General features: G+C 52.6%; 26 protein-coding genes. 24 read left to right on the forward strand and 2 right to left on the reverse strand.

The window, feature by feature from the left end:
- The first annotated feature begins 11 nt into the window (after positions 1-11).
- Both WC891_06955 and WC891_06960 read left to right on the forward strand, forming a co-directional pair.
- Positions 12-590: a flavin reductase family protein gene (locus WC891_06955; protein MFA5867680.1), complete on the forward strand. Its 579-nt coding sequence runs from the start codon at positions 12-14 to the stop codon at positions 588-590.
- Between the two features lie 146 nt (positions 591-736).
- Complete coding sequence (locus WC891_06960) at positions 737-1,129, forward strand: YtxH domain-containing protein (GenBank protein MFA5867681.1); 393 nt, start codon at positions 737-739, stop codon at positions 1,127-1,129.
- A gap of 72 nt (positions 1,130-1,201) precedes the next feature.
- Here WC891_06960 and WC891_06965 read toward each other — a convergent pair whose 3' ends face one another.
- Together WC891_06965 and WC891_06970 are read right to left on the reverse strand one after the other, a co-directional pair.
- The gene (locus WC891_06965; GenBank protein MFA5867682.1) at positions 1,202-2,185 is read right to left on the reverse strand and encodes a magnesium transporter; all 984 of its coding nucleotides are present in this window, start codon (positions 2,183-2,185) and stop codon (positions 1,202-1,204) included.
- A gap of 190 nt (positions 2,186-2,375) precedes the next feature.
- Positions 2,376-3,389, reverse strand: a complete 1,014-nt coding sequence (locus WC891_06970) for a heparan-alpha-glucosaminide N-acetyltransferase domain-containing protein (protein MFA5867683.1) — start codon at positions 3,387-3,389, stop codon at positions 2,376-2,378.
- A gap of 116 nt (positions 3,390-3,505) precedes the next feature.
- Here WC891_06970 and WC891_06975 point away from each other — a divergent pair, with 116 nt between their 5' ends.
- From WC891_06975 to dapB, 22 genes are all read left to right on the forward strand, one after another.
- The gene (locus WC891_06975) at positions 3,506-4,246 is read left to right on the forward strand and encodes a DUF72 domain-containing protein (protein MFA5867684.1); all 741 of its coding nucleotides are present in this window, start codon (positions 3,506-3,508) and stop codon (positions 4,244-4,246) included.
- A gap of 87 nt (positions 4,247-4,333) precedes the next feature.
- Positions 4,334-4,495 carry a hypothetical protein gene (locus WC891_06980; GenBank protein ID MFA5867685.1) on the forward strand — a complete coding sequence of 54 codons (162 nt, stop codon included), beginning with the start codon at positions 4,334-4,336 and terminating at the stop codon, positions 4,493-4,495.
- A gap of 151 nt (positions 4,496-4,646) precedes the next feature.
- Positions 4,647-4,934, forward strand: a complete 288-nt coding sequence (locus WC891_06985; GenBank protein MFA5867686.1) for a peptide-methionine (R)-S-oxide reductase — start codon at positions 4,647-4,649, stop codon at positions 4,932-4,934.
- A gap of 70 nt (positions 4,935-5,004) precedes the next feature.
- Complete coding sequence (locus WC891_06990) at positions 5,005-5,961, forward strand: sensor domain-containing diguanylate cyclase (GenBank protein MFA5867687.1); 957 nt, start codon at positions 5,005-5,007, stop codon at positions 5,959-5,961.
- Positions 5,958-6,278 carry a septation regulator SpoVG gene (gene spoVG, locus WC891_06995; GenBank protein ID MFA5867688.1) on the forward strand — a complete coding sequence of 107 codons (321 nt, stop codon included), beginning with the start codon at positions 5,958-5,960 and terminating at the stop codon, positions 6,276-6,278. The genes WC891_06990 and spoVG overlap by 4 nt, the downstream gene beginning before the upstream one ends.
- Before the next feature lie 13 nt (positions 6,279-6,291).
- The gene (locus WC891_07000; protein ID MFA5867689.1) at positions 6,292-6,885 is read left to right on the forward strand and encodes an MEDS domain-containing protein; all 594 of its coding nucleotides are present in this window, start codon (positions 6,292-6,294) and stop codon (positions 6,883-6,885) included.
- Positions 6,886-6,930: 45 nt separating this feature from the next.
- Complete coding sequence (locus WC891_07005) at positions 6,931-7,578, forward strand: response regulator transcription factor (protein ID MFA5867690.1); 648 nt, start codon at positions 6,931-6,933, stop codon at positions 7,576-7,578.
- Between the two features lie 39 nt (positions 7,579-7,617).
- Complete coding sequence (locus tag WC891_07010; protein MFA5867691.1) at positions 7,618-9,582, forward strand: MEDS domain-containing protein; 1,965 nt, start codon at positions 7,618-7,620, stop codon at positions 9,580-9,582.
- 26 nt (positions 9,583-9,608) lie between these two features.
- Positions 9,609-11,087, forward strand: a complete 1,479-nt coding sequence (locus WC891_07015) for an ammonia-forming cytochrome c nitrite reductase subunit c552 (GenBank protein ID MFA5867692.1) — start codon at positions 9,609-9,611, stop codon at positions 11,085-11,087.
- Positions 11,088-11,690, forward strand: a complete 603-nt coding sequence (locus WC891_07020; protein MFA5867693.1) for a TMEM175 family protein — start codon at positions 11,088-11,090, stop codon at positions 11,688-11,690.
- Between the two features lie 145 nt (positions 11,691-11,835).
- Complete coding sequence (gene nusA, locus WC891_07025; protein MFA5867694.1) at positions 11,836-12,978, forward strand: transcription termination factor NusA; 1,143 nt, start codon at positions 11,836-11,838, stop codon at positions 12,976-12,978.
- A 12-nt stretch (positions 12,979-12,990) separates the two neighbouring features.
- Entirely contained in the window at positions 12,991-13,239 is a 249-nt protein-coding gene (locus WC891_07030) for a YlxR family protein (GenBank protein ID MFA5867695.1), read from the forward strand.
- Positions 13,229-15,109 carry a translation initiation factor IF-2 gene (infB, locus tag WC891_07035; protein ID MFA5867696.1) on the forward strand — a complete coding sequence of 627 codons (1,881 nt, stop codon included), beginning with the start codon at positions 13,229-13,231 and terminating at the stop codon, positions 15,107-15,109. Before WC891_07030 ends, infB begins: the two co-directional genes overlap by 11 nt.
- A gap of 15 nt (positions 15,110-15,124) precedes the next feature.
- Positions 15,125-15,424, forward strand: coding sequence for a DUF503 domain-containing protein (locus tag WC891_07040; protein MFA5867697.1), 300 nt, complete (start codon positions 15,125-15,127; stop codon positions 15,422-15,424).
- Positions 15,421-15,783: a 30S ribosome-binding factor RbfA gene (gene rbfA, locus WC891_07045; protein ID MFA5867698.1), complete on the forward strand. Its 363-nt coding sequence runs from the start codon at positions 15,421-15,423 to the stop codon at positions 15,781-15,783. The genes WC891_07040 and rbfA overlap by 4 nt, the downstream gene beginning before the upstream one ends.
- Positions 15,767-16,747 (forward strand): bifunctional oligoribonuclease/PAP phosphatase NrnA, encoded by a 981-nt coding sequence (locus tag WC891_07050; GenBank protein ID MFA5867699.1) that lies wholly within the window; start codon positions 15,767-15,769, stop codon positions 16,745-16,747. The genes rbfA and WC891_07050 overlap by 17 nt, the downstream gene beginning before the upstream one ends.
- Positions 16,748-17,443, forward strand: coding sequence for a tRNA pseudouridine(55) synthase TruB (truB, locus tag WC891_07055; GenBank protein MFA5867700.1), 696 nt, complete (start codon positions 16,748-16,750; stop codon positions 17,441-17,443).
- Positions 17,440-18,348, forward strand: a complete 909-nt coding sequence (locus tag WC891_07060) for a bifunctional riboflavin kinase/FAD synthetase (GenBank protein MFA5867701.1) — start codon at positions 17,440-17,442, stop codon at positions 18,346-18,348. Before truB ends, WC891_07060 begins: the two co-directional genes overlap by 4 nt.
- Before the next feature lie 9 nt (positions 18,349-18,357).
- A complete protein-coding gene (gene rpsO, locus WC891_07065; protein MFA5867702.1) occupies positions 18,358-18,627 on the forward strand; it encodes a 30S ribosomal protein S15 in 270 nt (89 codons plus the stop codon).
- A gap of 67 nt (positions 18,628-18,694) precedes the next feature.
- On the forward strand, positions 18,695-20,791 hold the full coding sequence (locus tag WC891_07070) for a polyribonucleotide nucleotidyltransferase (GenBank protein MFA5867703.1): 2,097 nt from the start codon (positions 18,695-18,697) through the stop codon (positions 20,789-20,791).
- 11 nt (positions 20,792-20,802) lie between these two features.
- Positions 20,803-22,065, forward strand: coding sequence for a pitrilysin family protein (locus tag WC891_07075; GenBank protein MFA5867704.1), 1,263 nt, complete (start codon positions 20,803-20,805; stop codon positions 22,063-22,065).
- Between the two features lie 17 nt (positions 22,066-22,082).
- Entirely contained in the window at positions 22,083-22,856 is a 774-nt protein-coding gene (gene dapB / locus WC891_07080; protein ID MFA5867705.1) for a 4-hydroxy-tetrahydrodipicolinate reductase, read from the forward strand.
- Position 22,857: the final 1 nt, after the last annotated feature.

A 22,857-nucleotide genomic window follows, 5' to 3' on the forward strand; every position in this document is an offset into this window, starting at 1 on the left:
TGAGCTAAAAGATGAAAAAGAATCTAGGTGCTATCCACAGTCTGTATCCGATGCCGATAGCGATCGTCGGGTCAATGGTGGAGGGGAAGCCGAACTACATGACCATAGCCCACGTCGGAATCATCAACCAAGAGGCGAAGCGGCTGGTAACACTAAGCGCCACCAAGGTTCACCAAACCAATAAGGGCATCAAGGAGAATATGACCTTCAGCCTAAATATGCCTACGGAGAGCATGGTTGTCGAGACCGACTATATCGGCATCTATACGGGAAAGAAAACAGACAAGTCTGTTGTTTTTGAGGCTTTCTACGGTGAGCTCAAAACCGCCCCCATGATTTCCCGGTGTCCCGTTAACATGGAATGTAAAGTGCTGGACGTTCTGGACTATTCTTCACACGATGTTTTCATAGGAGAGGTCATGGCCACGTACGCCAACGAGCAGGTGTTAACGGATTGCGTAATCGATCTGGCAAAAGTAAAACCGATACTCTTTGACATGAACCAGAGAAAATACTGGAAACTCGGCGATCAGTTGGCCAATGCTTGGGAAATCGGCAAGGAATATAAAGCGGAGGCAACCGAGGTCTAAGGTTTCTTGACCATAACGAGCAGCATCTTGAACCGAGTGAGCGCGCTCAAGGCATGAGGCGTACGCAAAGGCTGTAAAACTAGACTAACCCCTAGTTTCTTTAAAGGTTAACCGGGTTTATTATCAAATCGCGATGTACTTAAGTAATGAAAGGAGAGTGGGTCGTGATGGTCAACAAGAGTGACGTCTACAAGGTTGGTGGCGGACTGCTTTTGGGAGCGGCAATCGGCAGTGCTGTCGGCGTATTGTTTGCCCCTAAGGCAGGCAAAGAGACAAGGGAAGACATTAAGACTAAAGCAAATGAAGCCCAGGAAAAAACACAAGAGCTGATTGAGCAGACAAAAGAACGCGCTGAACAGATGTATGAAAAAGGCCGTAATGTTGTCACCGAAAAACGGGATTGGGCTTTGGAGGCATTCAACTCAGGCAAAGAAGCCCTGATCGGACCTGGGAGCTCGTCTGAACAAGAAAACAAGGACAAGAGCGCTCGCGCGGCAGCCAAACCGAAGGCGACAAAAACTCACGCCGCAGCCAGCTAATTAATGGTTTGCCTTAACCAATATCTTCTGGCTTATGTGGTTCAGTACCGCGGCTTAGAACCGCGGTTCGCTTTATTTTATTAGCCATACCGCGAAGAGGAAGTAAATCAATACGCTGATCAAGTCCTGAAGCGCGGTCGCCAACGGACCGCTGCCTAACGCGGGATCCTTGCCAAGTGTTTTCAACGTCATCGGTATAAGAGCAGCCAAAAAGGAGGCTATAGTGCTGGCGGCACACAGCGACAGGCCGACAACCAGGCCGATATCAAAAGACCCGCTGATAAAAATCGCTCCAACGCCGCCCATTGTCCCGAGAATGAGCCCCAGAACAAAGCCGACGATGAGCTCCCGCATTATGTAGCTTGCGTATTTAATTTTCAAAGTCGCTAGCGCACGGACAGTGATTGCTTCGGATTGCGTTCCGACGGAATCCGCAATATAAGCGACTACGGGGACAAAATAAGCAAGGGCCACCGATTCCTGAAGCGTTTTCTCGAAGAGACTTGAGATCAACCCCAAGCCCAGACCGGCAACCGCTCCAAAGATAAGCCAGGGCGCTCGCGCCCTGATGACCCTGCTATACCGTGCGGTCGCCAGTTTAATAATATCCGAGCCGCGTCCCCTTATCCCGGAACCCAGCAAGGCGTCTTCTAAGTGCTCTTGGTGCATAACGTCGATTATCTTGGCCGCCACGACCGCGCCCACAAATGTGCCGTCCCCGTTTACGACCGGCACAGCGGTTATATCGTACTTAACAGCCTTCAAGACAGCATTCTCCTGGTCGGCGTGCGGATGCAAGGTAACGGCGGGAGGTTTCATTAAACTGCTGATCGTCATATCCAACTTAGTTTTTGACAAGCCCGCTAAGTCGACAACGCCAACGAGCTTATTTCTGTCATCCACCGCATAGGCGTAATGAATGTCGTCCCACGCGCCCTCGTTGATAGCTTCCAGGACATCCTTCAGCTTGTGGCTCGGGGTAACGGCCAGCACGTTTTCTGACAGAATAGCGCCGACGCTTTCGGCCGGATATGTGGGGGTTTTAGTCTTCATCATGTCCCCGTCATTCTCTCAAACAACGAGCACATAATAAAGACCGCTGTCAGCTTTAAATGAAATTCAATGAGCCGTGGATCAGACTAAAACGGAAACCGGTCGGGGTCGGCCTGTCTTTAAAGACGTAGCCCAGATGGGCGCCGCAGCGTGTGCATTCCACCGCGGTGCGATCTATGCCGAAGATTTCATGTCAGATGCGCAGGCTCAGGTGATTGCGTTTTGCCCCGATTGTGACAAGCCAAACAACCACGATCAAGGCGGCGGATAGGGCTAGTCCGTAAAATAGCGGTAGGCGCTCATTGTAGTGGTAATACCAGATAAAGTAGGCTGCTATCACATATTGGAGAATCCAAGCTGTCAGCGCGGCGCCGCCGAATTCCACTAGCGGTTTCATATTGTCAATAATCAAACGGACTCGTTTTGTCTCGATCAAGTAGTACAGCAGCATAAAGTAAATCGCTGAACACCCAGCCGCAATCAGAGCATAGCTGGACGTGACTAAGTATTTTCGCGGCGGATATATCATGCCGACGACGGAACCGACGACAATCAATATTCCGCCCATCTGATACAGATATTTTTCATACTCAAAAGTGTTCTTGACTAAACGGTCGCCGGCAATCATACCGAAAACAGTGATTGAAGACCATGTGAGAATGGACGCCGGACTGCCATGCGCGTAGGACCTGATGTAGACCAAGAATGACGGAGAGTAGAGTAACAGATATAAATGCGCCGCTAGCATCGCCGCGACGACGGGTATCTGCAGTTTCGTTTTAAGAAGCATTAATAGATATGCTATCAGATAGGCTGCTCCCAATGATTCCAAAATTCCCCAAGTCGGGTGAAAGCCTATCGTTCCGCCAAACAATGGCGCCCTTAGGTCGTCTATAATCAAGCCCGCGATTATAAGGATGAAGGCCCGCTTTATCACTCGGAGGAATATCTGTTTCTCGGTGGCGCCGTGGTCACGGCGTCTGCTGACAGCGACGGCTAAAGACACGCCCATTATAAACAGGAAGAAAGGTGCGACCAAGTCGCCAAACAGGAGCATATCTGTTCGTCCGTGGACGAAGATCAGCGGCGGATTCTTGGTGAAGAAGGGGACATAGTCATAGACGAGCATCAAGATTATGGCCAGTCCCCGAAAATAGTCCAGGGACCCCAATCGTGTGCCGGGCGCTAACGCGACAGTCTCTTTCATATGGATAGCTTACACAAGTCCGTCTTCTGATATAAGTGGGGTAAAACCTGGTTTTGGATGACGCTTATTGTTGGTTTTGCTATGCTGAAGTCATCCGGCCACATACGGGAAGGAATATGGGCGCTAGCTGTTATATAGGAACAAGCGGTTTTTCTTACGACCATTGGAGCGGACCTTATTACCCTTCTGAGATTCGCCAGAACGAAAGACTTGCTTTCTATGCCCGCGACTTTACAACTGTCGAGATAAACGCGACCTTCTACCGGCTGCAAAGCGCGCAATCCTATAAACGTTGGAAAGGGGACACCCCGCTAAGTTTCCGTTTCTCCGTTAAAGGCAGCCGATATATTACACACTTGAAGAGGTTGCGCGACACCGGCGAAGCGGTTGCCAGGTTCTATGCCTTAGCCGACGAACTTGGCGAAAAGCTCGCGGTCACACTCTGGCAGACACCACCAGATTTTTACAAAGACCTAAACCTTTTGGCTGATTTCTTGACGCTATTGAAAGCTCAGGCGCCGTCCGGCGTCCGTCACGCGTTTGAATTTCGCAGCGAGGATTGGTTTACCGGCGAAACATATTCTCTGCTGGATTCACACGGCTGTGGTTTGGTTATCGCTGATTCCGATCTTTATCCTACTCAGACGGATGTTGTCTGCGGCGGATTTATTTATCTAAGACTCCACGGCCGGAAGGCCAACGGTTACAACTATCGTGAAATCGACCTTAAGCCATGGGCTGACAAAATCGCCAGTTGGATGGCCGAAGACATTGATGTATACGCCTACTTCAATAACGACACCAAAGGTTTCGCCATCCGAAACGCGTTGTCTTTGAGGCGGATGCTAAAAATGTAGTAACAGTTCCACTTTTACGGAAATCTAAGTATTGAATCCCTCCGCCAAAGTGTTATGCTTGTAGTAACAAACCCGGAGAGAGGTGATATGATGCTCGCCAGAAGGGACGACAAACGCGAACACAGCGACAAGTCCCATCCCCAAACAAAAAACCGCGACATTGCCCGCTTCAAAGCAGCACAGAAGATTGCCAAATACACCCCAGGTCACAAGGACCGGCCTCATACATCGCACAGCGACAAACACTAAGGGATCAAGCTAAAACCGCATAACCCGCCCTCGCCATTAATGCCGGCGCTAAGTCTCCTTGTCCGCATTCTAGGAGATTCCCTAGTATAAGCTTGTCTTTCTTTATCATACGCTTCTGATATGAACGGAAGAGCAGCATGAGGAGTGGTTAATGAAAAGACTTGATGGCTTATACGAATGTGCGAGTTGCGGGTTGCCCGTATTCGATGCGGCTCAAGAGTTTAGCTCAAGTAACGACTGGCCGAATTTCTGGCAGCCCATACGACCGGATCACATCAAATTGAGTAAGGACAGGTCCTCGAATCCAACACGAACATCTGTGGAATGCGCTCGTTGCGAAGCGCATCTTGGCCACGTTTATAACGACGGTCCTCTGCCGACGGGACTTCGCTATCGATTGAATCCCGTTGCTCTGCAGTTCGTCGTGGCCAAACTCTAGTGCATTTCCTAGTTAAATAAACGGTGGACGTTGGGTAGGGTTGTCCTACCTTTTTGTTAGCGAGGTCAAAGTGGCTCAACACGAGATGCGTGCGTTGCCTGCCGAACTAAAAGAAGAAGTCGCCAGCCTGCAAAAAGCGCGCGATTGGGCCGAAGCGCTATTGTCCCAATACTCAGACCTTTATGACTTTTCTTGCGTTTCATTTTTAACTTTAGACCGTGACGGTACGGTTCTGGAGATAACGCCTAGCGGCGGCGCTTTGATTCAAGGCGACCGCAAAGACGTCCTCGGCCGCAGGTTCCGCAAGTTTGTCCGGCAGATGTCCCGCCCCGCCTTTGATAACTTCTTGAGCGACCTATTTAAGAACAATAAAACCGCTGTCACTGAGATTCGTCTCCTTAGCCCAGACAATAGAGAGCTGGTTGTCAGTTTGGAGGGCAAGGTTTCCAACAACGGTCTAGAGTGTCGGGCTGTAATGATCGATATAACGGAGCATAGGCGTATCGAAGAAGAACTAAGGTTCCTGACAATTTACGATCCTCTGACCGGCTTGCACAACCGATCATTTTTTCAAGAAGAAATGCGGAGACTGGAGAAAAGCCGCCAGTTTCCCATAAGTATTATGATGGCCGATCTTGACAACCTTAAGGTCACCAATGACCTGCAGGGCCATGCAACCGGTGACTCCTTGCTCGTCAGGGTGGGGAAGGTATTGAAAAACTCTTTTCGCGCTGAAGATATCATTGCCAGAATCGGAGGTGACGAGTTTGCCGTTATCTTGCCGGGCAGTAACGCGGTTAACGCCAAGGAAGCCGAGAAACGTGTTCGCCGCGCCATTTCAGCTGACAATATCAAACATGAGAACGCACCGATATCCATTTCGCTCGGGTTCAGCACCTCTGAAAAGAGAATGTCCTTGGCGGAATTGTTAAACGATGCGGATCGCAAAATGTATCAAGCCAAACTACTGGTCAAATCGACCGGTGGTCTTAAGCCAGTCGCCGTGCTTAAAAGGAGAGGCAAATGAATATAACGGCAGTGTCAATGAAGGTTATTGATCAGGAAAAGGTGCGCGCTTTCGCGTCGATCACGATTGACGACGAGTTTGTCGTACACGATATCAGGGTGATAGACGGCACAAAGGGCTTATTTGTCGCCATGCCTAGCCGGAAATTACCGTCGGGAGAGTTCCGGGATGTCGCCCATCCAATAAAGCAACAGGTCCGCGGCGTAATAGAAACCGCCGTTCTCGAGGAATACGAGAGGCGCCTGGAAGAAGGCGAGGATATTCCCGCTTCCATCGAGGAAGCGCAGCCCAGCCTTGTCCCGGCCCTTTTGTCTTAACCGGAGAGCTGGGATGAATATCCGGGAGAAAAAAGCCGTCAACCGGCCAAGACTAGGCGAGCATATATGTTGCCTATACGATTCAGATGAGGAGATGCTGTCAATCGCGATTCCGTTCATAACGGCGGGATTGATGTTGAACGAGAAGTGCGCCGTGATCACCAACAAGAACGGCGTATCTTTGTTTAAAGCGCGGCTTGAGCGAGGCGGCATCGACACCTCTGGTTTTCGTAAAACCGGCCAGTTGGTTCTGCGTCAAGACCCGTTTGAGTGTCCGCTAACAGCGTCAGCGGTTAACTTGCCGGCAACCGGGAATCAGTTTCGCGTCCTCGCGTCCGAACTGTCTAGAAGCGGATACAACGGCTATAGATGCTCTTTTGCGGTCACCGACTTTCTGTGCCACCTTGACGGCCACGCTTTTATCGAACGGGAGATCTTGTTGAACCAACTGCTGGCTAAGATACCGGCCATGCTGTTGCTTCTCTACGACCGCCGGCTGCTTACCGATTCAATCTTGACCGACATGCTGGAAATCCATCCGCGTGTAATCGACAACGGAATGCTATATGAGAATCCGACTTATGTTCTACCTGAAGAGCTTCTTTAGGAACTGCGTCTTGACCTGCATACGTGATAAGTCTAGAATCAAAGTATGGACAAGATGAGGCTCATAATCGCCGAGGATCACGCTATCGTTCGCGAGGGCATCAAAGAGCTTTTTTCCGGCAATCCATCTTTTGACGTTGTGGGAGAAGCGCCGGACGGCGTCGAGGCTCTCCGAATGCTGCAAGAATTACAGCCGGATCTCTTAATCTTAGATATCAGCATGCCAAACCTGGACGGCTTAAGCGTTACGAAACAGGCGAAAAAGAAGTATCCGGATCTTAAAATCGTCGTACTGACAATTCACGACAGCTCTGAATATGTCTATCAGATATTTAAGAACGGAGCCGACGGGTATGTTTTGAAAGAAGCGGCCTACGAGGAACTTCTGTCGGCCATCGACGCCGTAACCAGAGGCAAGAAATTCCTAAGCCCGGGCGTTTCCGGCGACGTCATCAGACACTATCTGGACAATCCCTTAACCCAAGCCAACCCTATAGACAGCCTGACTCAAAAAGAACGGGAAGTTTTAGGCTTGATAACAGAGGGCCGCTCAAATAAGGAAATGGCGGAACTGCTGTTTGTTAGCGTTAAGACGATTGAGTTCCACCGAATGAACATCATGAAGAAATTGGACATCCACAACCAAGCCGCTCTTATAAAGTTCGGTATTAATTCAAATCTGATCAATAAGTAGCCTATCAATGGCAAAGTGAATGGCGTGAGTTTCCAAATATTGAGCGACCTTAGGCAAACCGGCATCGAACAAATCGGTGATGTCCCCTGGGGGACTCATTTCTGCCAGTTCTATGAGACCAAACATGACCTAGCCGAACTGCTTGTTCCGTACTTCAAGGCAGGACTGGAGAACAACGAATTCTGCATTTGGATCACTTCTTACCCCCTAAAGAAAGCCGAGGCTAAACGTCTTCTTAGGGCTTCCGTCGACAACTGCGATTCTTATCTTAAGAATGGTCAGCTCGAAATCCTTGATTACACCGAATGGTATACGAAAGACGGCGGCTTCGATTCAAATCGCGTCTTGAACGGCTGGGTACATAAGTTGAACATTGCGCTGGACAAGGGATTCGACGGAATGCGCTTATCCGGCAACACATTCTGGCTGAAAAAAACCGATTGGTCCGACTTCGTAGCCTACGAAGAGGACATTGAAAAAGTCATAAAAACCTACCGGATGCTGGCCATCTGCACATACTCTCTTGACCGCTGCAACGCGAGCGAGGTAGTCGACGTTGTCGGGAACCACCAGTTCGCATTCATAAAAAGACAAGGACAGTGGGTGAAGATTGAGACTTCGGACGCGAGACGCGCCGGCGCCCAAGTGGAGCATCTTGCGTCCTTTCCTCAGTACAATCCTAACCCTGTTGTAGAACTTGATATAAACGGCTATGTGACGTTTACCAACCCGGCCGCACAGGTTCTCTGGCAAGATTATATTGACGAGCATGGCGGACGCCTCTTGACCGAAACCCGTCCTGAAACCCTGGGCGCTTTAAAAAAGAAAGACAACAAGGTTCTAACCCGCGAATTTGTCGTCGGGGACGCCATATATTTACTGACTCTTTGCCTTGTGCCAGGGTTGTTGGGAATCAGGATTTATGGTGTAGACATCACCGCGCGTCAACTTGTCCTGCGCGCAAGCGAGGACCAGCTGAGGTTATTAAGCGAACAGGTCCCCGCCATAATCTGGGTCGCTGATAAAAACATGATTATTACCTCTTACACCGGCAGCGGGATGAACTCGCTTGGCGTTACGGCCGACCAGAGAATCGGCACGAATATAGCCAACGAGGAAATGAATCTGCCCGACAGCATACGAAGAACAGTGCTCGATGCTTGTCAACAAGCGTTGGACGGGAAACCGACAAGGTATAACGCAACACTCGATGGCCGGCATTGGGAATCAAATGTCAGCCCGTTTCGCAACGAGGCCGGAGAGATCATCGGAATCATAGGCGTCAGCTACGACTCTACCGACATATTCGAGCGCGACCTTGAAATAAGTCAATCCAAACAACAGCTCAAAGACCTATCGGCTAAACTTCTGGAAGCCCACGAACTGGAAAGGAAACGCGTCGCCGGCGACATACACGATTCCATCGGCCAGTATCTAGCGGCTATCGGAATGCGCGCCAAAGGAGCCATGAATCTTCTTGAAACCGGAAAATCCGATGAGGCAACCAAGTCTCTGGAATCACTGCTTCCCCTTATTAAGCAAAGCGTCAAGGATGTGCGACGGATTCAAGCCGATTTAAGGCCGTCACTGCTTGACGAGCTTGGAATAATTGCCACCATCAACTGGTATTTAAAAGAATTTAGGACCACCTTTCCCGAAGCCGCTGTTCGCAAGAGAATTTCTGTTGACGAAGCCGAAATTTCCGATATATTGAAGCCTAATATATTCCGTATCCTGCAGGAATCGTTAAACAACGCGGCCAAGCACAGCCGCGCTAGTCGCGTCACGATCTCACTAACCCGAAATAAGGACCGCCTTGTTCTTAAGATCAGTGATAACGGCTGCGGTTTCGACACCCAAGAAACTTATAAGAATGAAGATGGGTCCAAAGGCCTGGGCTTAAAAAGCATGCGTGAAAGGGCTGAGCTGTCCGGCGGAAAGTTTAGCGTCCGATCACAGCCCGGTGACGGAACGACCATAGAGGCTTCTTGGCCTATTCAGTGAAGGCCGACATTTGATATGCTGTCGGCATGGTCAGAAATAATCCTACTCGTCTTCTGATATTTTTGATTGTCGCGGCGGCTTTTTCAGGCTGCACCGCAAAGGTCGCGCCAGCGCCTCCAGCTCTAAGCGTTAACGCAGCCACAAGATACGATCCCGCGAGCTGGGGCAAATCGTTCCCCGACGAATATCGAACCTGGTTAAAAACAAAAGACAACCGTCCTGCAGGTAAAAGCGTCTATAAGAGGGGAGGCGCGGCCGGCAAAACTTTCGACAAGTTGAGCGAATATCCGTATCTCGCTTTGTTGTACGCCGGCTGGGGTTTCGGCATCGAATACAACGAGCCGAGAGGACATTATTATATGTTGGCCGATCAGGAATCCGTCGATAAATCCCGGCTTAAGTCGGGAGGCGTCTGCCTTACCTGTAAGACGCCTTACGAATCTCAACTATTCGGGGATAAAGGTTCCGCCTTATTCTCCATGCCCTACGATCAGGCCAACGCCCTGATCCCCGCACAGAACGGAAGGGTGGGGCCAACATGCATAGACTGCCACGATCCGGACAATATGGACCTTCGCCCAATCCGGATAGCTGATGTTGAGGAGCTGGCGCGGCTGGGCAAAACCGATCTGAACTATGGCGACATGAAGTCGCTGGTTTGCGGTCAATGCCACTCCAGTTATATTATTCCGCGGGACGCCGGCATGAAGTCCGTCAGCCTCGAATTACCCTGGCGAAACGGAGCCTGGGGTGATTTATCTGTCGAAGGCATGATTGCTCAGATAGAGGGTGACCCCGCGAACCTGGAATGGAAACAAAGCATTACCGGAATGAAACTGGGATTCATCAGGCATCCTGAATATGAGATGTATTCTCGCGGCAGCACCCACTGGTCGAAGTCCGTCTCCTGCGGTTCTTGCCATATGGAAAAAGCGTGGAACGAACAAGACGCCAAATATACCGACCACAACGTGATCAGCCCGCTTGATTCTGACATGAGCCAGTGTCTTGACTGCCACTCGACATCCAGCGCCGCTAAATTAAGACAGGCCGTGCTGTCAATCCAAAAGGAAATCGTCGGGGAGATGAACACCGCCGGATATGCGACAGCCGTGGCCGCTAAGTTAATCGAGCGAGTGAACGGGATGAAGGCGGCCGGCGCCGATGTCGATGAAGATAATCTGAATAAAGCTAGCGCCTCTTACCGCCAGGCCTTCTATCGCGTCGTCTTTCTAGCCGCGGAGAACAGCGCCGGATTTCATAATCCGCCGGAGGCGCGCCGCATAGCCCGCGACGCCGTCCGCCATGCTTCCGACGCGCAACTACTTTTGATTAATGTAATCACCGGCGCAGGCGCAGGCGCGCCGACTTTCGTTAATCTTGATTTGCCCAAGTATCTTAAGAATAGGGGAGATAAGAACCTGAACCTGGATGTGGCGTTGGAATATAAAGAAACCTCGCTTTTCTCCGACATCAAGCTCTTGCCTTACATAAAGGGGATTTAAATGACCAGAGAACCGTGGCTGACAAAAAACCGGCTTGAAACTTTGGTTGACGGAATCTTCGCCATTGCCATGACTTTGCTGGTCTTGAACCTTAAAGTGCCGACGATGTCCGACCAACAAGCGATGGCTGACCTGCCGGCTGCTTTGGGCCGGTTGTGGCCCCATTTCTTCGCCTTCGGTTTAAGCTTTGTTTTGCTGGCCAGTTTCTGGATGGCCCACCACCGGCAGTTTCATTTTATAGAGAAAGTTGATTCTGTCTTTATCTGGCTAAACGTTCTGATGCTAGGCTTGATCGTCCTCGTGCCGTTCTCAACCAGCCTGATGGGAGAGTACGAGGCGTCGCATATCGCCGTTGTCTTCTTTGAGCTCAACCTTTTCGGCATCGGCGTATGCATGTACCTCTACTGGTGGTACGCGGGTATCAACAACAGGTTGCTTAGCGACAAGGCAACCGAAACGACGTTTCGTTACGGCCTCAAGCGTTCCGCGGTCCTACCGGTTGTGTCCCTGATCGCGGTCGGGATTTCGTTGGTGTCGCCTCAATACAGCACTATTGCCTTTCTTCTGATTCCGTTTACAATGGCTACCTTCTTACGACGGTAATAACCGCCAACAGCCTGTTCGCTTTCATGCACCTTACCTTGTAATTATTTAACTGCTTATGATATAGTCATAAGTGCGATTATTAATGTGTCCGTTGACGGAGTGGGTTGATTTACCCGCTCTTTTTTTTCCTTTGGAGGACGATATGAACAGGGAAATGATTGACGCGCTGAAACAACTGGAGAGGGAGAAGGGAATCCCGCTTGACGTCTTATTGGAGACGTTGGAAAGCGCGCTTCTGTCCGCCTATAAACGTAATTACACAACCACTCACGACGCCAGAGTAACGGTCGACCCTGAAACCGGCGAGATGAAGGTTTTCGCGATAGAAGAAGACGGCACGGAAGAGGAAGTCACACCGTCTGATTTCGGGCGGATAGCCGCTCAGACCGCCAAGCAGGTTATCCTGCAGCGCTTCCGCGAGGTTGAACGCGACTTGCTATATGACGAGTTCAAGGACCGCGAGGGAGATATCGTCACAGGCATAATTCAGCAATCCCATCAGCAATATACCCTGGTGGATCTGGGTAAGGTCGAGGCGCATCTGCCGCCGCGCGAACAGGCGCCGGGGGAGCGCTACGACCACGGCTCGCGGCTAAAAGCTTACGTTATCGAGGTCAGCAAGAGTACCAAGGGGCCGCAGATCATAGTGTCCAGAACCCACCCCGGCCTCTTAAGGCGGCTGTTTGAGCTTGAGGTTCCGGAAATCGCTGAAGGCTTTGTGGAAATAAAATCGGTCGCGCGCGAGGCTGGTTTCCGGTCAAAAATAGCGGTTTCCAGCAACGACGAGAACGTCGATCCCGTCGGGGCGTGCGTAGGGGCTAAAGGCTCGCGCGTCAGGATGGTCGTGTCCGAACTGCGCGGAGAAAAAATAGATATCGTTAAATGGAGCGACGATTCGGCTGTGTTTATCGCCAGCGCCCTGTCGCCGGCTAAGGTGAGCCAGGTTTTGGTTAACGACAAAACAAAGACGGCGCTGGTAATCGCGCCTGAAGACCAGTTAAGCCTGGCTATCGGTAAGGAAGGACAAAACGTAAGGCTGGCCGCTAAATTGACCGGCTGGCGTATTGACATAAAGAGCGAAATCCAGGTTTCGCCTGAAGAACTGGACGCGTTCAGGGTAGAATCGGGCGAAATTGTGGCCGCGACTGAAACAGTCGCGACCGCCGAGGCCGGCATGCCTGCCACGGCAGGTAAATGCTGCGCCGTAACCACAAAGGGAACGCCGTGCAAGCGGAAAGCCGCTGAAGGCAGTGAATACTGTAAACTGCACGGCAAGGACAAGTAAGGACTCCCTAAGATGCCCGCGCGAACATGCGTCGGCTGCCGAAAGGTCGCGGACAAAAACGAGCTGGTCCGTGTGGTAATGACGCCTTCCGGCGCGGCGGTAGATCCGGAAGGATGTGCAGCCGGGCGAGGGGTGTATGTTTGTCCCGCTGAGGATTGTCTGGCCGCGGCGCTAAAGAAGAACGCGATTGCCCGCGGATTAAAGGTAAGTAAAGCGGATACGGTCAGCGGATTTGCTGAGAGGCTTAAAGATGAGCGATAAGGAAAATGAAATCTTAGAAAACGAGACAGGAGAGACTCCCGTCTCGGATGAAGCTATGGAGGGCGAGACCGTCTCTGATGAAGCGTCCACCGACGCCGAGGCTACCGAGGACGGGCCCGTAGAAAAACCTGTCCTAGAGGTAAACCTTGGCATTACGGTTAAGGACTTCGCGGCCAAAATCGACCATCCGGCGTCCGAACTGATTAAGAAACTTTTCGCCCTCGGCGAGATGGTTACCATCACGCAATCACTGTCAGAAGAAGCAATCAACGTTTTGGCCGACGAATTCGGTTACGAAGCCCATGTTGTCGAGGCCCCGGAGCTTAAGGTAACGCGCGACCGGCCCAAAGACAGAGAGAGCGATCTAACGCTCAGGCCGCCTGTCGTCACCATCATGGGCCACGTAAACCACGGCAAGACACTTCTCTTAGACGCGATCAGACAAACCGATGTCGTCAGCCAGGAAGCCGGCGGCATTACCCAACACATCGGCGCTTATCAGATCGTTCACGCCGGTAAGAAAATCACCTTTATCGACACCCCCGGCCACGAGGCCTTTACGACCATGCGAGCGAGAGGCGCGAAGGTGACGGACATCGCGATTCTGGTTGTCGCGGCCGACGACGGCGTTATGCCTCAAACGATAGAGGCCATAAACCACGCCAAAGCAGCTGAGGTGCCGATTATCGTGGCCGTTAACAAAGTTGACAAACCCGAGGCAAATCCCGATAAAGTCAAGCAACAGCTGACCGAATATGAACTGGTGCCGGAGGCTTGGGGCGGAGAAACCGTCTTTGTCGACGTATCCGCAAAAGCTAAAACCGGCATCGACGCGCTCTTAGAGATGATTCTGCTCGTGGCCGAGGTTCAGGAGCTTAAGGCTAACGAGAAAGCGCCGGCCGAAGGCACCATCATCGAGGCCGAACTTGACAAGGCTAGAGGTCCGGTCGCCACCTTGCTGGTCCAAAGGGGATCACTCAAAACCGGCGCCCTGGTCGTCGCGGGTACAAGCTACGGGCGCGTCAGGGCTATGAACGACGATAAAGGCAGCAAGTTGTATAAAGCATTGCCCAGCCAGCCTGTCGAGTTGCTCGGTCTCAATTCGGTGCCGAGCGCCGGAGACATAGCAGAGGTTGTTTCCAGCGAGAAAGACGCCAAGGACATCGTGGGCAAACGACAGACGGCCGAACGGGAACGTGAAATAGCCAGGAAACATGTCACTTTAGACAACCTGTTTGAGCAGATTCAGGAAGGCGAGATCAAGGACCTTAATATCGTAATAAAAGCCGATGTGCAAGGCAGCCTGGAAGCCTTAAAAGAATCACTGGCGAAGATTGAGAAGACCGAGGTCAGACCAAATATTGTCCATGCCGGCGTAGGGGGCATAACAGAGACGGATATTATGCTGGCCGCCGCTTCCAACGCCATTGTGGTCGGCTTCAACGTCCGGCCGACGCCTAAAGCCAAGGAAATGGCCGCTAAGGAAGAGGTTGACCTTAGGTTTTATAACATAATCTACCGCGTGATCGAGGACATAGAAGCAGCCAGAAAAGGCATGCTGGCGCCGGAGATCTCTGAAGTCGAGTTGGGACGGGCCAGGATTTTAGATCTCTTCAAGGTGTCTAAAATCGGCACAGTCGCCGGTTGTATGGTTGAAGAAGGCGAGCTTAAAGCCGGAGCGAACGTTAGAGTCGTTCGCGACGGCGTGGTCATCCACGACGGCAAACTAGACTCGTTAAAACGGTTCAAGGACGACGCGGCGTCGGTCGCTCAAGGGCTGGAATGCGGTCTTCACGTAGAGAATTACAACGACGTCAAAGTCGACGATTTTATCGAGGCGTACGCTATCGTCGAAACGCCTCGCACTTAAACCCCGGAGGTTACCGTGATCGTCGGGATAATGGTTGTTCGCCTTCGCCTCCCCGAGGCCGGTTCACTTAAAGATAAACGTCATACGGTTAAAAGCCTTCTTAACCGGGCTAAAAGCCGTTATGGCGTAGCTGTTTCAGAGGTTGACGAACATGATACGTGGCAGCGGACGAAACTTGGTTTCTCGACGGTTGCCGGCACTGAATTCCAGGCTCGCAAAGTGCTTAACGCGCTGGAAAACGACATCCTGACGCATCACTCGGCCGAACTAATCGAGGTCCGACGGAAGTTCGTCGGCATGGAAGAGGATAGATGAGCTTAAGGACTGAGCGCGTGGCCGAAGCCATCCGCGAAGAACTGATGAGCATACTGCAGAAAGATCTCAAGGACCCGCGGATAGGGATTGCCTCGGTCACCCACGTAGAAGTCAGCCCTGACCTAAAGCACGCCCGGATTTCCCTTAGCGTTCTGGGCGACAAGGAAGCGCAAGAAGCGTGCCAGGCTGCCCTGACCAAGGCATCCGGGAGGATCAAAAAAGAACTTGCCAAAAGAATCAGGCTTCGTTGTACGCCCGAGCTTGTTTTCACGATCGATATGAGCGTGGAGCACAGTCTCAGAATATCCGAAATCCTTAAAGAGATAGAAACGGACCATGACGATGAGCCAAACGAGTAAAGGTTTTTTCGGCGAGGCAGCCGCGGCTATCGAGGCTCACAATGATATCGTTCTGGTAACGCACATCCTGCCTGACGGCGACGCCATCGGATCCTTGATCGGCCTGGCTTTAATACTCAGGAAGCTAAACAAAAACGTCGTGGCGTCGTGGGGCAACCGTTTCGCCTATCCGCCTCAATACTCCTTCCTTGAAGGCCAGGAAGTGCTGGTTTCGCCGGACAAGCTCCCCGATCGACCGCAGGTTCTGGTCGCCTTGGATTGCGGCGGACCGGAGCGGTTGGGATCGCTGGAAAAACTCTTGAAAACGTCTGAGCTCACTATTAACGTAGACCATCATCGCAACAACTCAGGCTACGCGATGATTAACGCCGTGGCGCCCGATTTCGCTTCAACCGCCGAAATGGTTTTTGAAATCGGCAAGGATCTGGGTGTTTCGCTCGACAAGGCAATCGCCGAGAACCTCTACACCGGCCTGGTTACCGATACCGGCCGCTTTCAATACTCCAACACGACGGCCGGTTCGTTCGTTACGGCCGCCGAGCTGATCGGTTACGGCGTCGATCCGGCCAGGATATTCCGGCATATCTACGAAAACACTACCTTCGAGCGGCTTAAGCTGGCCGGCGTCGCTTTTTCCAAAGCCGTTTTCGACGAGGCCACCGGCCTTATATATACCGCCATTACCAAGACTGATTTTGTCAAAACCGGTTCGTCGATCGAGGACACCGAGAATCTCATCGACTCTCTGCGCGCGGTGAAGGGGATAAGCGTAGCCGCGGTTTTTAAGGAAACGGACGCCGGGTGGCGGGTTAGCTTGAGGTCGACCGGGAAAATAGACGTCGGGGCGCTGGCCGAGGCTAAAAAAGGCGGCGGTCACCGATTGGCCGCCGGCTACACGGCTACCGGGGGCCTCGATGAGTCGCTACAAAATCTTAGAATCAGTTTGGCCGGCGGGAACGAATAGATGGATGGACTTCTGGTCGTCGACAAACCAGCCGGTCCTACTTCTCATGACGTCGTGCAGGATATACGGAGGCTGTCCGGAGAAAATCGGGTCGGCCACGCCGGGACGTTGGACCCCGCGGCAACCGGCGTACTTTTGCTGCTGATCGGGAAGGCGACCAAGTTGTCGGAGCGTTTTCTTGGCGACGATAAAACATATACCGGAACCATCCGTTTTGGCATGACAACCGATACATTAGACGCGGCCGGCAAAACTGTTGAAGAGCGCGGCTCGACCGGGCTGACGCTTGACGCCGTCGAGAAAGCAGTTCTTGACTTGACCGGCGATATCGAGCAGATTCCGCCCATGGTCTCGGCTATAAAGGTCAATGGGCAGCCCTTATACAAGGCCGCGCGCCGGGGACAGATCGTTGATGTTCCGCCCAGGCAGATCACGGTCCGGAGCTTCATTGTCAACGATTGGCGCCCGGGAGACGCCGCCGAGGCGGATTTTACGATCGATTGTTCCAAGGGCACCTATATCCGCAGCCTGGCGCGTGATTTGGGTGAGGCCGTCGGCTGCGGAGCCCACCTGGCAGCTTTAAGACGGACGCGCAGCGGCGAATATTCGATTGAAGACGCGATACCTTTGTCAGAGCTAGAAGAAGGCGGCTTGGCATTGCTTACGATGCGCCTCATACCCCTGGAATCCTTATGAAAAAATCAATCGTCACCATCGGTTTATTCGACGGGGTTCACGTAGGCCACCGGCAGGTGATAACGCGGGCTGTTTCAGAGGCCAGGGCGGCGGGTTTGAGAAGCGTCGCCGTCACGTTTGACAGGCATCCTTCCGATATTCTGCATCCCGGTCACGGACCTTTGTTGCTCACCGACGCTGCGACCAAGAAAAGACTCATCCAGGAACTTGGCGTAGACGAGGTGCTTATTGTCCCTTTCACCGAGGAACTTTCCGTTCTTAAGCCTGGGGAGTTTTTAGATAAGGTGGTCCTGCCTCTCGATCCGGCCAACATTGTCGTCGGTTCGGATTTTAAGTTCGGCCGGAACAGGGAAGGGGACACGGCCTATTTGAGCGACTATGCCGCCAAACACGGTTTTGGCGTTGAATCGCTCAACCTTCATACCGTTAAAGGCGAAAAGGCCAGCAGTTCGGCGGCTAGAGAGCATCTTATCGAAGGCGACGTCGGCTCAGCCGGGGCCATTCTCGGACGTTGTCCGGTGTTCCGCGGCAAAGTCGTGTCCGGAGAGAAGAGGGGCAGGGAACTCGGTTTTCCGACCGCCAATGTCGAGCTGGCCGAATTCCTGTGCCTACCAAGAGACGGCGTCTACGCAGGCAGAATAGGAACGGGCGGGAAAACATACGCCGCGGTAATCAATGTGGGTCTGGCTCCGACTTTCGGAGTCCGCCGCGCTTCGATAATCGAAGCCTACGCGTTGGACTTCGACGGCGACCTATACGACCAGGACATTCTGGTCGAGTTCTGTGAGCGGATAAGGGGAGAGAAAAAATTCGACAACGCGGCAGACCTGGCCAAACAGATTGCCGACGATGCACAAAAAGCGCGGACTATGATAGAATTGACAAATACTTTAAAAGGAGGTTGAAGAGGGCACTTGACGTTAACAAGAGACGAGAAAGAGACGTTGATCAAGGACCATAAGCTGCACGACACGGACACCGGTTCGCCGGAAGTCCAAGTAGCCCTGCTTACCACCCGCATTAACGAATTAACCGAACACCTCAAGACACACAAAAAAGACAACCACTCGAGGCGCGGTTTGTTGATGATGGTCGGACAGCGGCGCAAATTGCTGAACTACTTGAAAAAAAGCGACGGCGAGCGGTATGAGCAGCTCATCGGTCGGCTCGGCTTGCGCCGGTAGACGACTCTAAGCACTAAAAAAGAAGAGGTAAGAGGAAGAGAAGAAGACTCGAGTGGAGGTAACCCCTTTGCAGCAAAGCATTTCCGTTGAGATCGGCGGCAAGACGATCACATTTGAAACCGGCAAACTTGCCAAACAAGCCAGCGGAGCGGTCACCGTAAGATGCGGCGATTCGCTTGTCCTGGTAACCGTGGTTGGCGGCCCCGAACCGGAAGTCCCACAAGGCTTTTTGCCACTTACGGTAGATGTTGAAGAGCGCATGTACGCCGCGGGCAAAATCCCCGGCGGATTTCTAAAGCGCGAAGGCCGTCCTAGTGAAAATTCAATTTTGACTGCCCGGCTAATTGACAGGCCGATCAGGCCTTCTTTCCCGGACGGATATACGCCGACGATTCACGTCATCGCGACCGTTTTGTCGGCCGATATGCTCAATCCGCCCGACGTTTTGTCGATGGTCGGCGCGTCTGCGGCTATCAGCCTATCCGACCTGCCTTTCAACGGACCGTTGGCGGCCGTTCGCATCGGCTTGATTGAAAACGAAGTCGTCATCAACCCGACTTACGAGGAACTGTCGAAGAGCACTGTCGACGTCATCGTGGCCGGCAACAAAGAAGAAATCATCATGGTGGAAGGCGAGGCCGACGAGGTCGACGAGGAAGTAATGTTGGCTGCTTTAACGGAAGCCCGCGCCGCCATTATCACGCTTATCGAAGCGCAGGAGAAATTCCAGAAACTAGCCGGCGTGCCCAAGCGCGAGTTTACACCGCTTGAGATGAACGAAACCCTTTACGAAGAGGTCATGACATCGGTTAAACACGACGTTAAGCGAGCCATGACCATTACTGGCCGGCATGAACGGCGGGATCGCTTAAACGAAATCAAAGCCGAAGCAATTGAACGGTACGCGGAGGTTATGGACGAGAGCGGCCGGGACATAAATTCTGCGCTTTACGACGCGGAGAAGAAAGAGTTCCGCCGGATAATCATCGATGAAAAACGACGGGCTGACGGGCGCGGTTATACCGACATACGACCGATTTCAATTGAAGTCGGATTATTGCCGCGGGCTCATGGTTCCGGTTTGTTCACCAGGGGCGAGACACAGGTCTTGACCGCTTTGACCTTGGGCGCTATCGGTGAGGTTCAGAAAGTAGACGGTTTGGGGATAGAGACCGCCAAAAGGTTCATGCACCATTACAACTTCCCGCCGTTTTCAACGGGTGAGACAGGGTTTATGCGCGGACCCAAAAGACGCGAGATCGGTCACGGAGCGCTGGTGGAAAGCTCGATCTATCCGATGGTTCCGGACGAAGAATCTTTCCCCTTCGCCATCCGTCTTGTTTCTGAAGTACTTGAATCCAACGGTTCCAGCTCCATGGCCAGCGTATGCGCGAGCAGCCTTGCGCTAATGGACGCCGGCGTAACGATTAAGGAACCGGTGGCCGGTATAGCCATGGGCTATATCAAGGAAGGCGACCAAGATGCGATCCTGACCGACATCATGGGCAGCGAGGACTTCATGGGCGATATGGATTTCAAGATCGCGGGCACGAAGAACGGCATTACCGCCTGGCAGCTTGATTCCAAGATCGCCGGCATCTCCCACGCGACGATTGCCAAAGCTTTGGCCCAGGCTAAAGAAGCCCGGCTGGCCATCCTTAAGATGATGACCGACGTCATCGCCGAACCCCGAAGCGAGATGTCGCAGTACGCGCCGCGATTGATAATAGTCACCGTACCGACGGATAAGATTCGCGAGATCATCGGCCCGGGCGGCAAGATGATCCGCAGCATTACCGACGAGACCGGCGCCTCGATTGACATCGAAGACGACGGCCGCGTCTTTATCACAGCCCGCGACGTCGAGAGCGGCGAGAAGGCGCAAGAGATGATCAACAAGATCATAGCCCCGCCGCCTCCCGTCAATATCGGCGAAGAATTCGTCGGACCCGTCGTTACAGTCGCACCGTTCGGCGCTTTCGTCGAACTTATGCCCGGAAGAGACGGCTTGATCCACATCTCCAAACTGGCCCGCAGGCGAATTGACAAGGTAGAGGACGTTGTTAGCGTCGGAGACAAGGTCCACGTTAAGGTCACCGCCGTAGACGACCGCGGCAAGGTCAGCCTGGTGCCGGTCGACGTAGATAAGCTGAAGGTAGATTAGCGTGTAACGGCGTGAGCGGAGATAACTTTTACCAGTCAACCCGGCTTAAGAACGGCCTGACCGTCATCAGCGAAAGGGTGCCTGGTGTCCGCTCTATCAGCCTTGGCCTATGGGTCAAAGCGGGCTCCCGCGACGAGAACCGCCGTCAGGCGGGACTGACGCATTTTCTGGAACATCTCGTTTTTAAGGGAACCACTACCCGGTCGGCCCGCGCCATCGCGGAGGAATTTGACGCGGTCGGCGGCGAACTCAACGCGTTTTCGGCTAAGGAATATACCTGCCTTTACGCGCGAGTGCTCGATCAGCATCTCGACACCGCTATAACCGTCCTAAGCGACCTGGCCACCAATCCTGTTTTCCGTCAACCTGATATCGATTCTGAGCGAGCGGTTGTTTTGGAAGAGATCAATATGCACGAAGACGCGCCGGCTGAACTTGTGTATGACCTGTTCGATCAGCGTCTTTTCGCCGGCCACCCTCTGGGACGGCGCGTGATAGGGACGGAGAAAGCGATCCTCGCCATGACGCGCGACGATATCGTTGCCTACTTTAAAAACGGCTACACAGCGCCCAATTTTGTTGTTGCGGCGGCCGGCAATGTTCTTCATAATGAACTTGTCGGGCAGATAGAAGAGGCTTTAGGGGGCCATGACGGCGCCGCCAAGACTCGTCGAGCCAGACGGCCGTTGGTGGCGTCCGATACATTCGTCCAACCCCGCGACACTCAACAAGCCCACATTTGTTTTGGCTTCGAAGGTGTGTCCGTTAAAGATGAGGATCGTTTTATCCTGAGCCTGATCGATACGGTGCTTGGCGGAGGCATGAGCTCTCGACTCTGGCAGAAGATCAGGGAGAAAAGAGGGCTTGTTTACGCCGTATACTCTTTCCGGAGCCAGTACGCCGAGACGGGTTCGATGGCAGTTTACGCTGGGACGGCCGCCGACAAAGCCGTCACCGTGTGCCGCCTTATCTCCGAGGAGTTCGATAAAGTCGCAACCAAAGGAATTACCAATAAAGAACTGGTCAGGGCTAAAGAACAACTCAAAGGAAGTCTCGTCATAGGCCTCGAGGATATTACGACAAGGATGTCGCGACTGGGCCGGGGATTGATGTGCGGGGCCGAGATTCTGTCCGTCGACGATCTTATCGAAAGAGTGAACTCGATTGCTTTAAGCGACGTCAAGCGAGTCGCCTCTAATATACTTACAGGTCCGCGAGTATTAACGATAATCGGACCGGTAAAAGAAGAACTGTTTACCGGTTTTACGCGATAAGACAAGGGAGGTTTTCTGTGTCTATCAAGGTTGTTGTCTGCGGAGCGGGGGGGCGGATGGGACGCGAAGTCTGCCGCTCGGTTATTGCTGACCCTGAACTTGAGCTTTATGGCGCTTGCGATTCTTCTTTGGCTTTCTCGGGTGAAGAAGTTGGTGGCGTAGTGATGTCCGGCAGTCTGTCTGAGGAGCTTAACAAAAAGCCGGAGGTGGTCGTAGACTTTACGGTGCCTTCTTCGGTCAAAGGAAACATCAAAGCGGCAACCGACGCCGGCGCTCACTGCGTCGTCGGCACGACCGGTCTGGCTAAAGCCGATTTAGACGAAATAGCCGCCTACATCAAACCCAGGAAAACAAACGTGCTTATAGCACCCAATTTTGCCATCGGCGCTGTATTGATGATGGAACTATCGAAAACGGCCGCTAAATACATGGAGTCTTACGAGATCATCGAACTGCACCATGATATGAAAGCCGACGCGCCGTCAGGAACGGCGATAAAAACAGCGGAGGGTTTGCCCGCCGAATCCGGCGGGCGACTAAAGCCGGGCGAAAAAGAGACGCTGGAGGGCGCCAGGGGCGGTTTTATCAACGGCGTCCACGTCCACAGCGTACGTCTGCCCGGTCTGGTAGCCCATCAAGAAGTAATTTTTGGCGGGCAGGGCCAGACCTTAACGATCAGGCACGACTCGATCGACAGGACGTCGTTTATGCCCGGGGTTGTTCTGGCGATTAAAAAGATCGCCGATCACCGGGGATTGACCTACGGCCTGGAGAATTTCTTAGACATTTAAC

The organism is Actinomycetota bacterium (assembly GCA_041658625.1).
Taxonomy (GTDB): domain Bacteria; phylum Actinomycetota; class JAHEXW01; order JAHEXW01; family JAHEXW01; genus JBAZZW01.

Coding starts and splice junctions, on each gene's coding strand:
- truB (MFA5867700.1), top strand. CDS start 16,748: ATGGATGGACTTCTGGTCGTCGACAAACCAGCCGGTCCTACTTCTCAT.
- WC891_06975 (MFA5867684.1), top strand. CDS start 3,506: ATGGGCGCTAGCTGTTATATAGGAACAAGCGGTTTTTCTTACGACCAT.
- spoVG (MFA5867688.1), top strand. CDS start 5,958: ATGAATATAACGGCAGTGTCAATGAAGGTTATTGATCAGGAAAAGGTG.
- nusA (MFA5867694.1), top strand. CDS start 11,836: ATGAACAGGGAAATGATTGACGCGCTGAAACAACTGGAGAGGGAGAAG.
- WC891_07020 (MFA5867693.1), top strand. CDS start 11,088: ATGACCAGAGAACCGTGGCTGACAAAAAACCGGCTTGAAACTTTGGTT.
- WC891_06965 (MFA5867682.1), bottom strand. CDS start 2,185: ATGATGAAGACTAAAACCCCCACATATCCGGCCGAAAGCGTCGGCGCT.
- infB (MFA5867696.1), top strand. CDS start 13,229: ATGAGCGATAAGGAAAATGAAATCTTAGAAAACGAGACAGGAGAGACT.
- WC891_06955 (MFA5867680.1), top strand. CDS start 12: ATGAAAAAGAATCTAGGTGCTATCCACAGTCTGTATCCGATGCCGATA.
- WC891_06960 (MFA5867681.1), top strand. CDS start 737: ATGAAAGGAGAGTGGGTCGTGATGGTCAACAAGAGTGACGTCTACAAG.
- WC891_07030 (MFA5867695.1), top strand. CDS start 12,991: ATGCCCGCGCGAACATGCGTCGGCTGCCGAAAGGTCGCGGACAAAAAC.
- WC891_07050 (MFA5867699.1), top strand. CDS start 15,767: ATGAGCCAAACGAGTAAAGGTTTTTTCGGCGAGGCAGCCGCGGCTATC.
- WC891_07005 (MFA5867690.1), top strand. CDS start 6,931: ATGGACAAGATGAGGCTCATAATCGCCGAGGATCACGCTATCGTTCGC.
- WC891_07060 (MFA5867701.1), top strand. CDS start 17,440: ATGAAAAAATCAATCGTCACCATCGGTTTATTCGACGGGGTTCACGTA.
- WC891_06985 (MFA5867686.1), top strand. CDS start 4,647: ATGAAAAGACTTGATGGCTTATACGAATGTGCGAGTTGCGGGTTGCCC.
- rbfA (MFA5867698.1), top strand. CDS start 15,421: ATGAGCTTAAGGACTGAGCGCGTGGCCGAAGCCATCCGCGAAGAACTG.
- WC891_06980 (MFA5867685.1), top strand. CDS start 4,334: ATGATGCTCGCCAGAAGGGACGACAAACGCGAACACAGCGACAAGTCC.
- WC891_07000 (MFA5867689.1), top strand. CDS start 6,292: ATGAATATCCGGGAGAAAAAAGCCGTCAACCGGCCAAGACTAGGCGAG.
- WC891_07015 (MFA5867692.1), top strand. CDS start 9,609: ATGGTCAGAAATAATCCTACTCGTCTTCTGATATTTTTGATTGTCGCG.
- WC891_06970 (MFA5867683.1), bottom strand. CDS start 3,389: ATGAAAGAGACTGTCGCGTTAGCGCCCGGCACACGATTGGGGTCCCTG.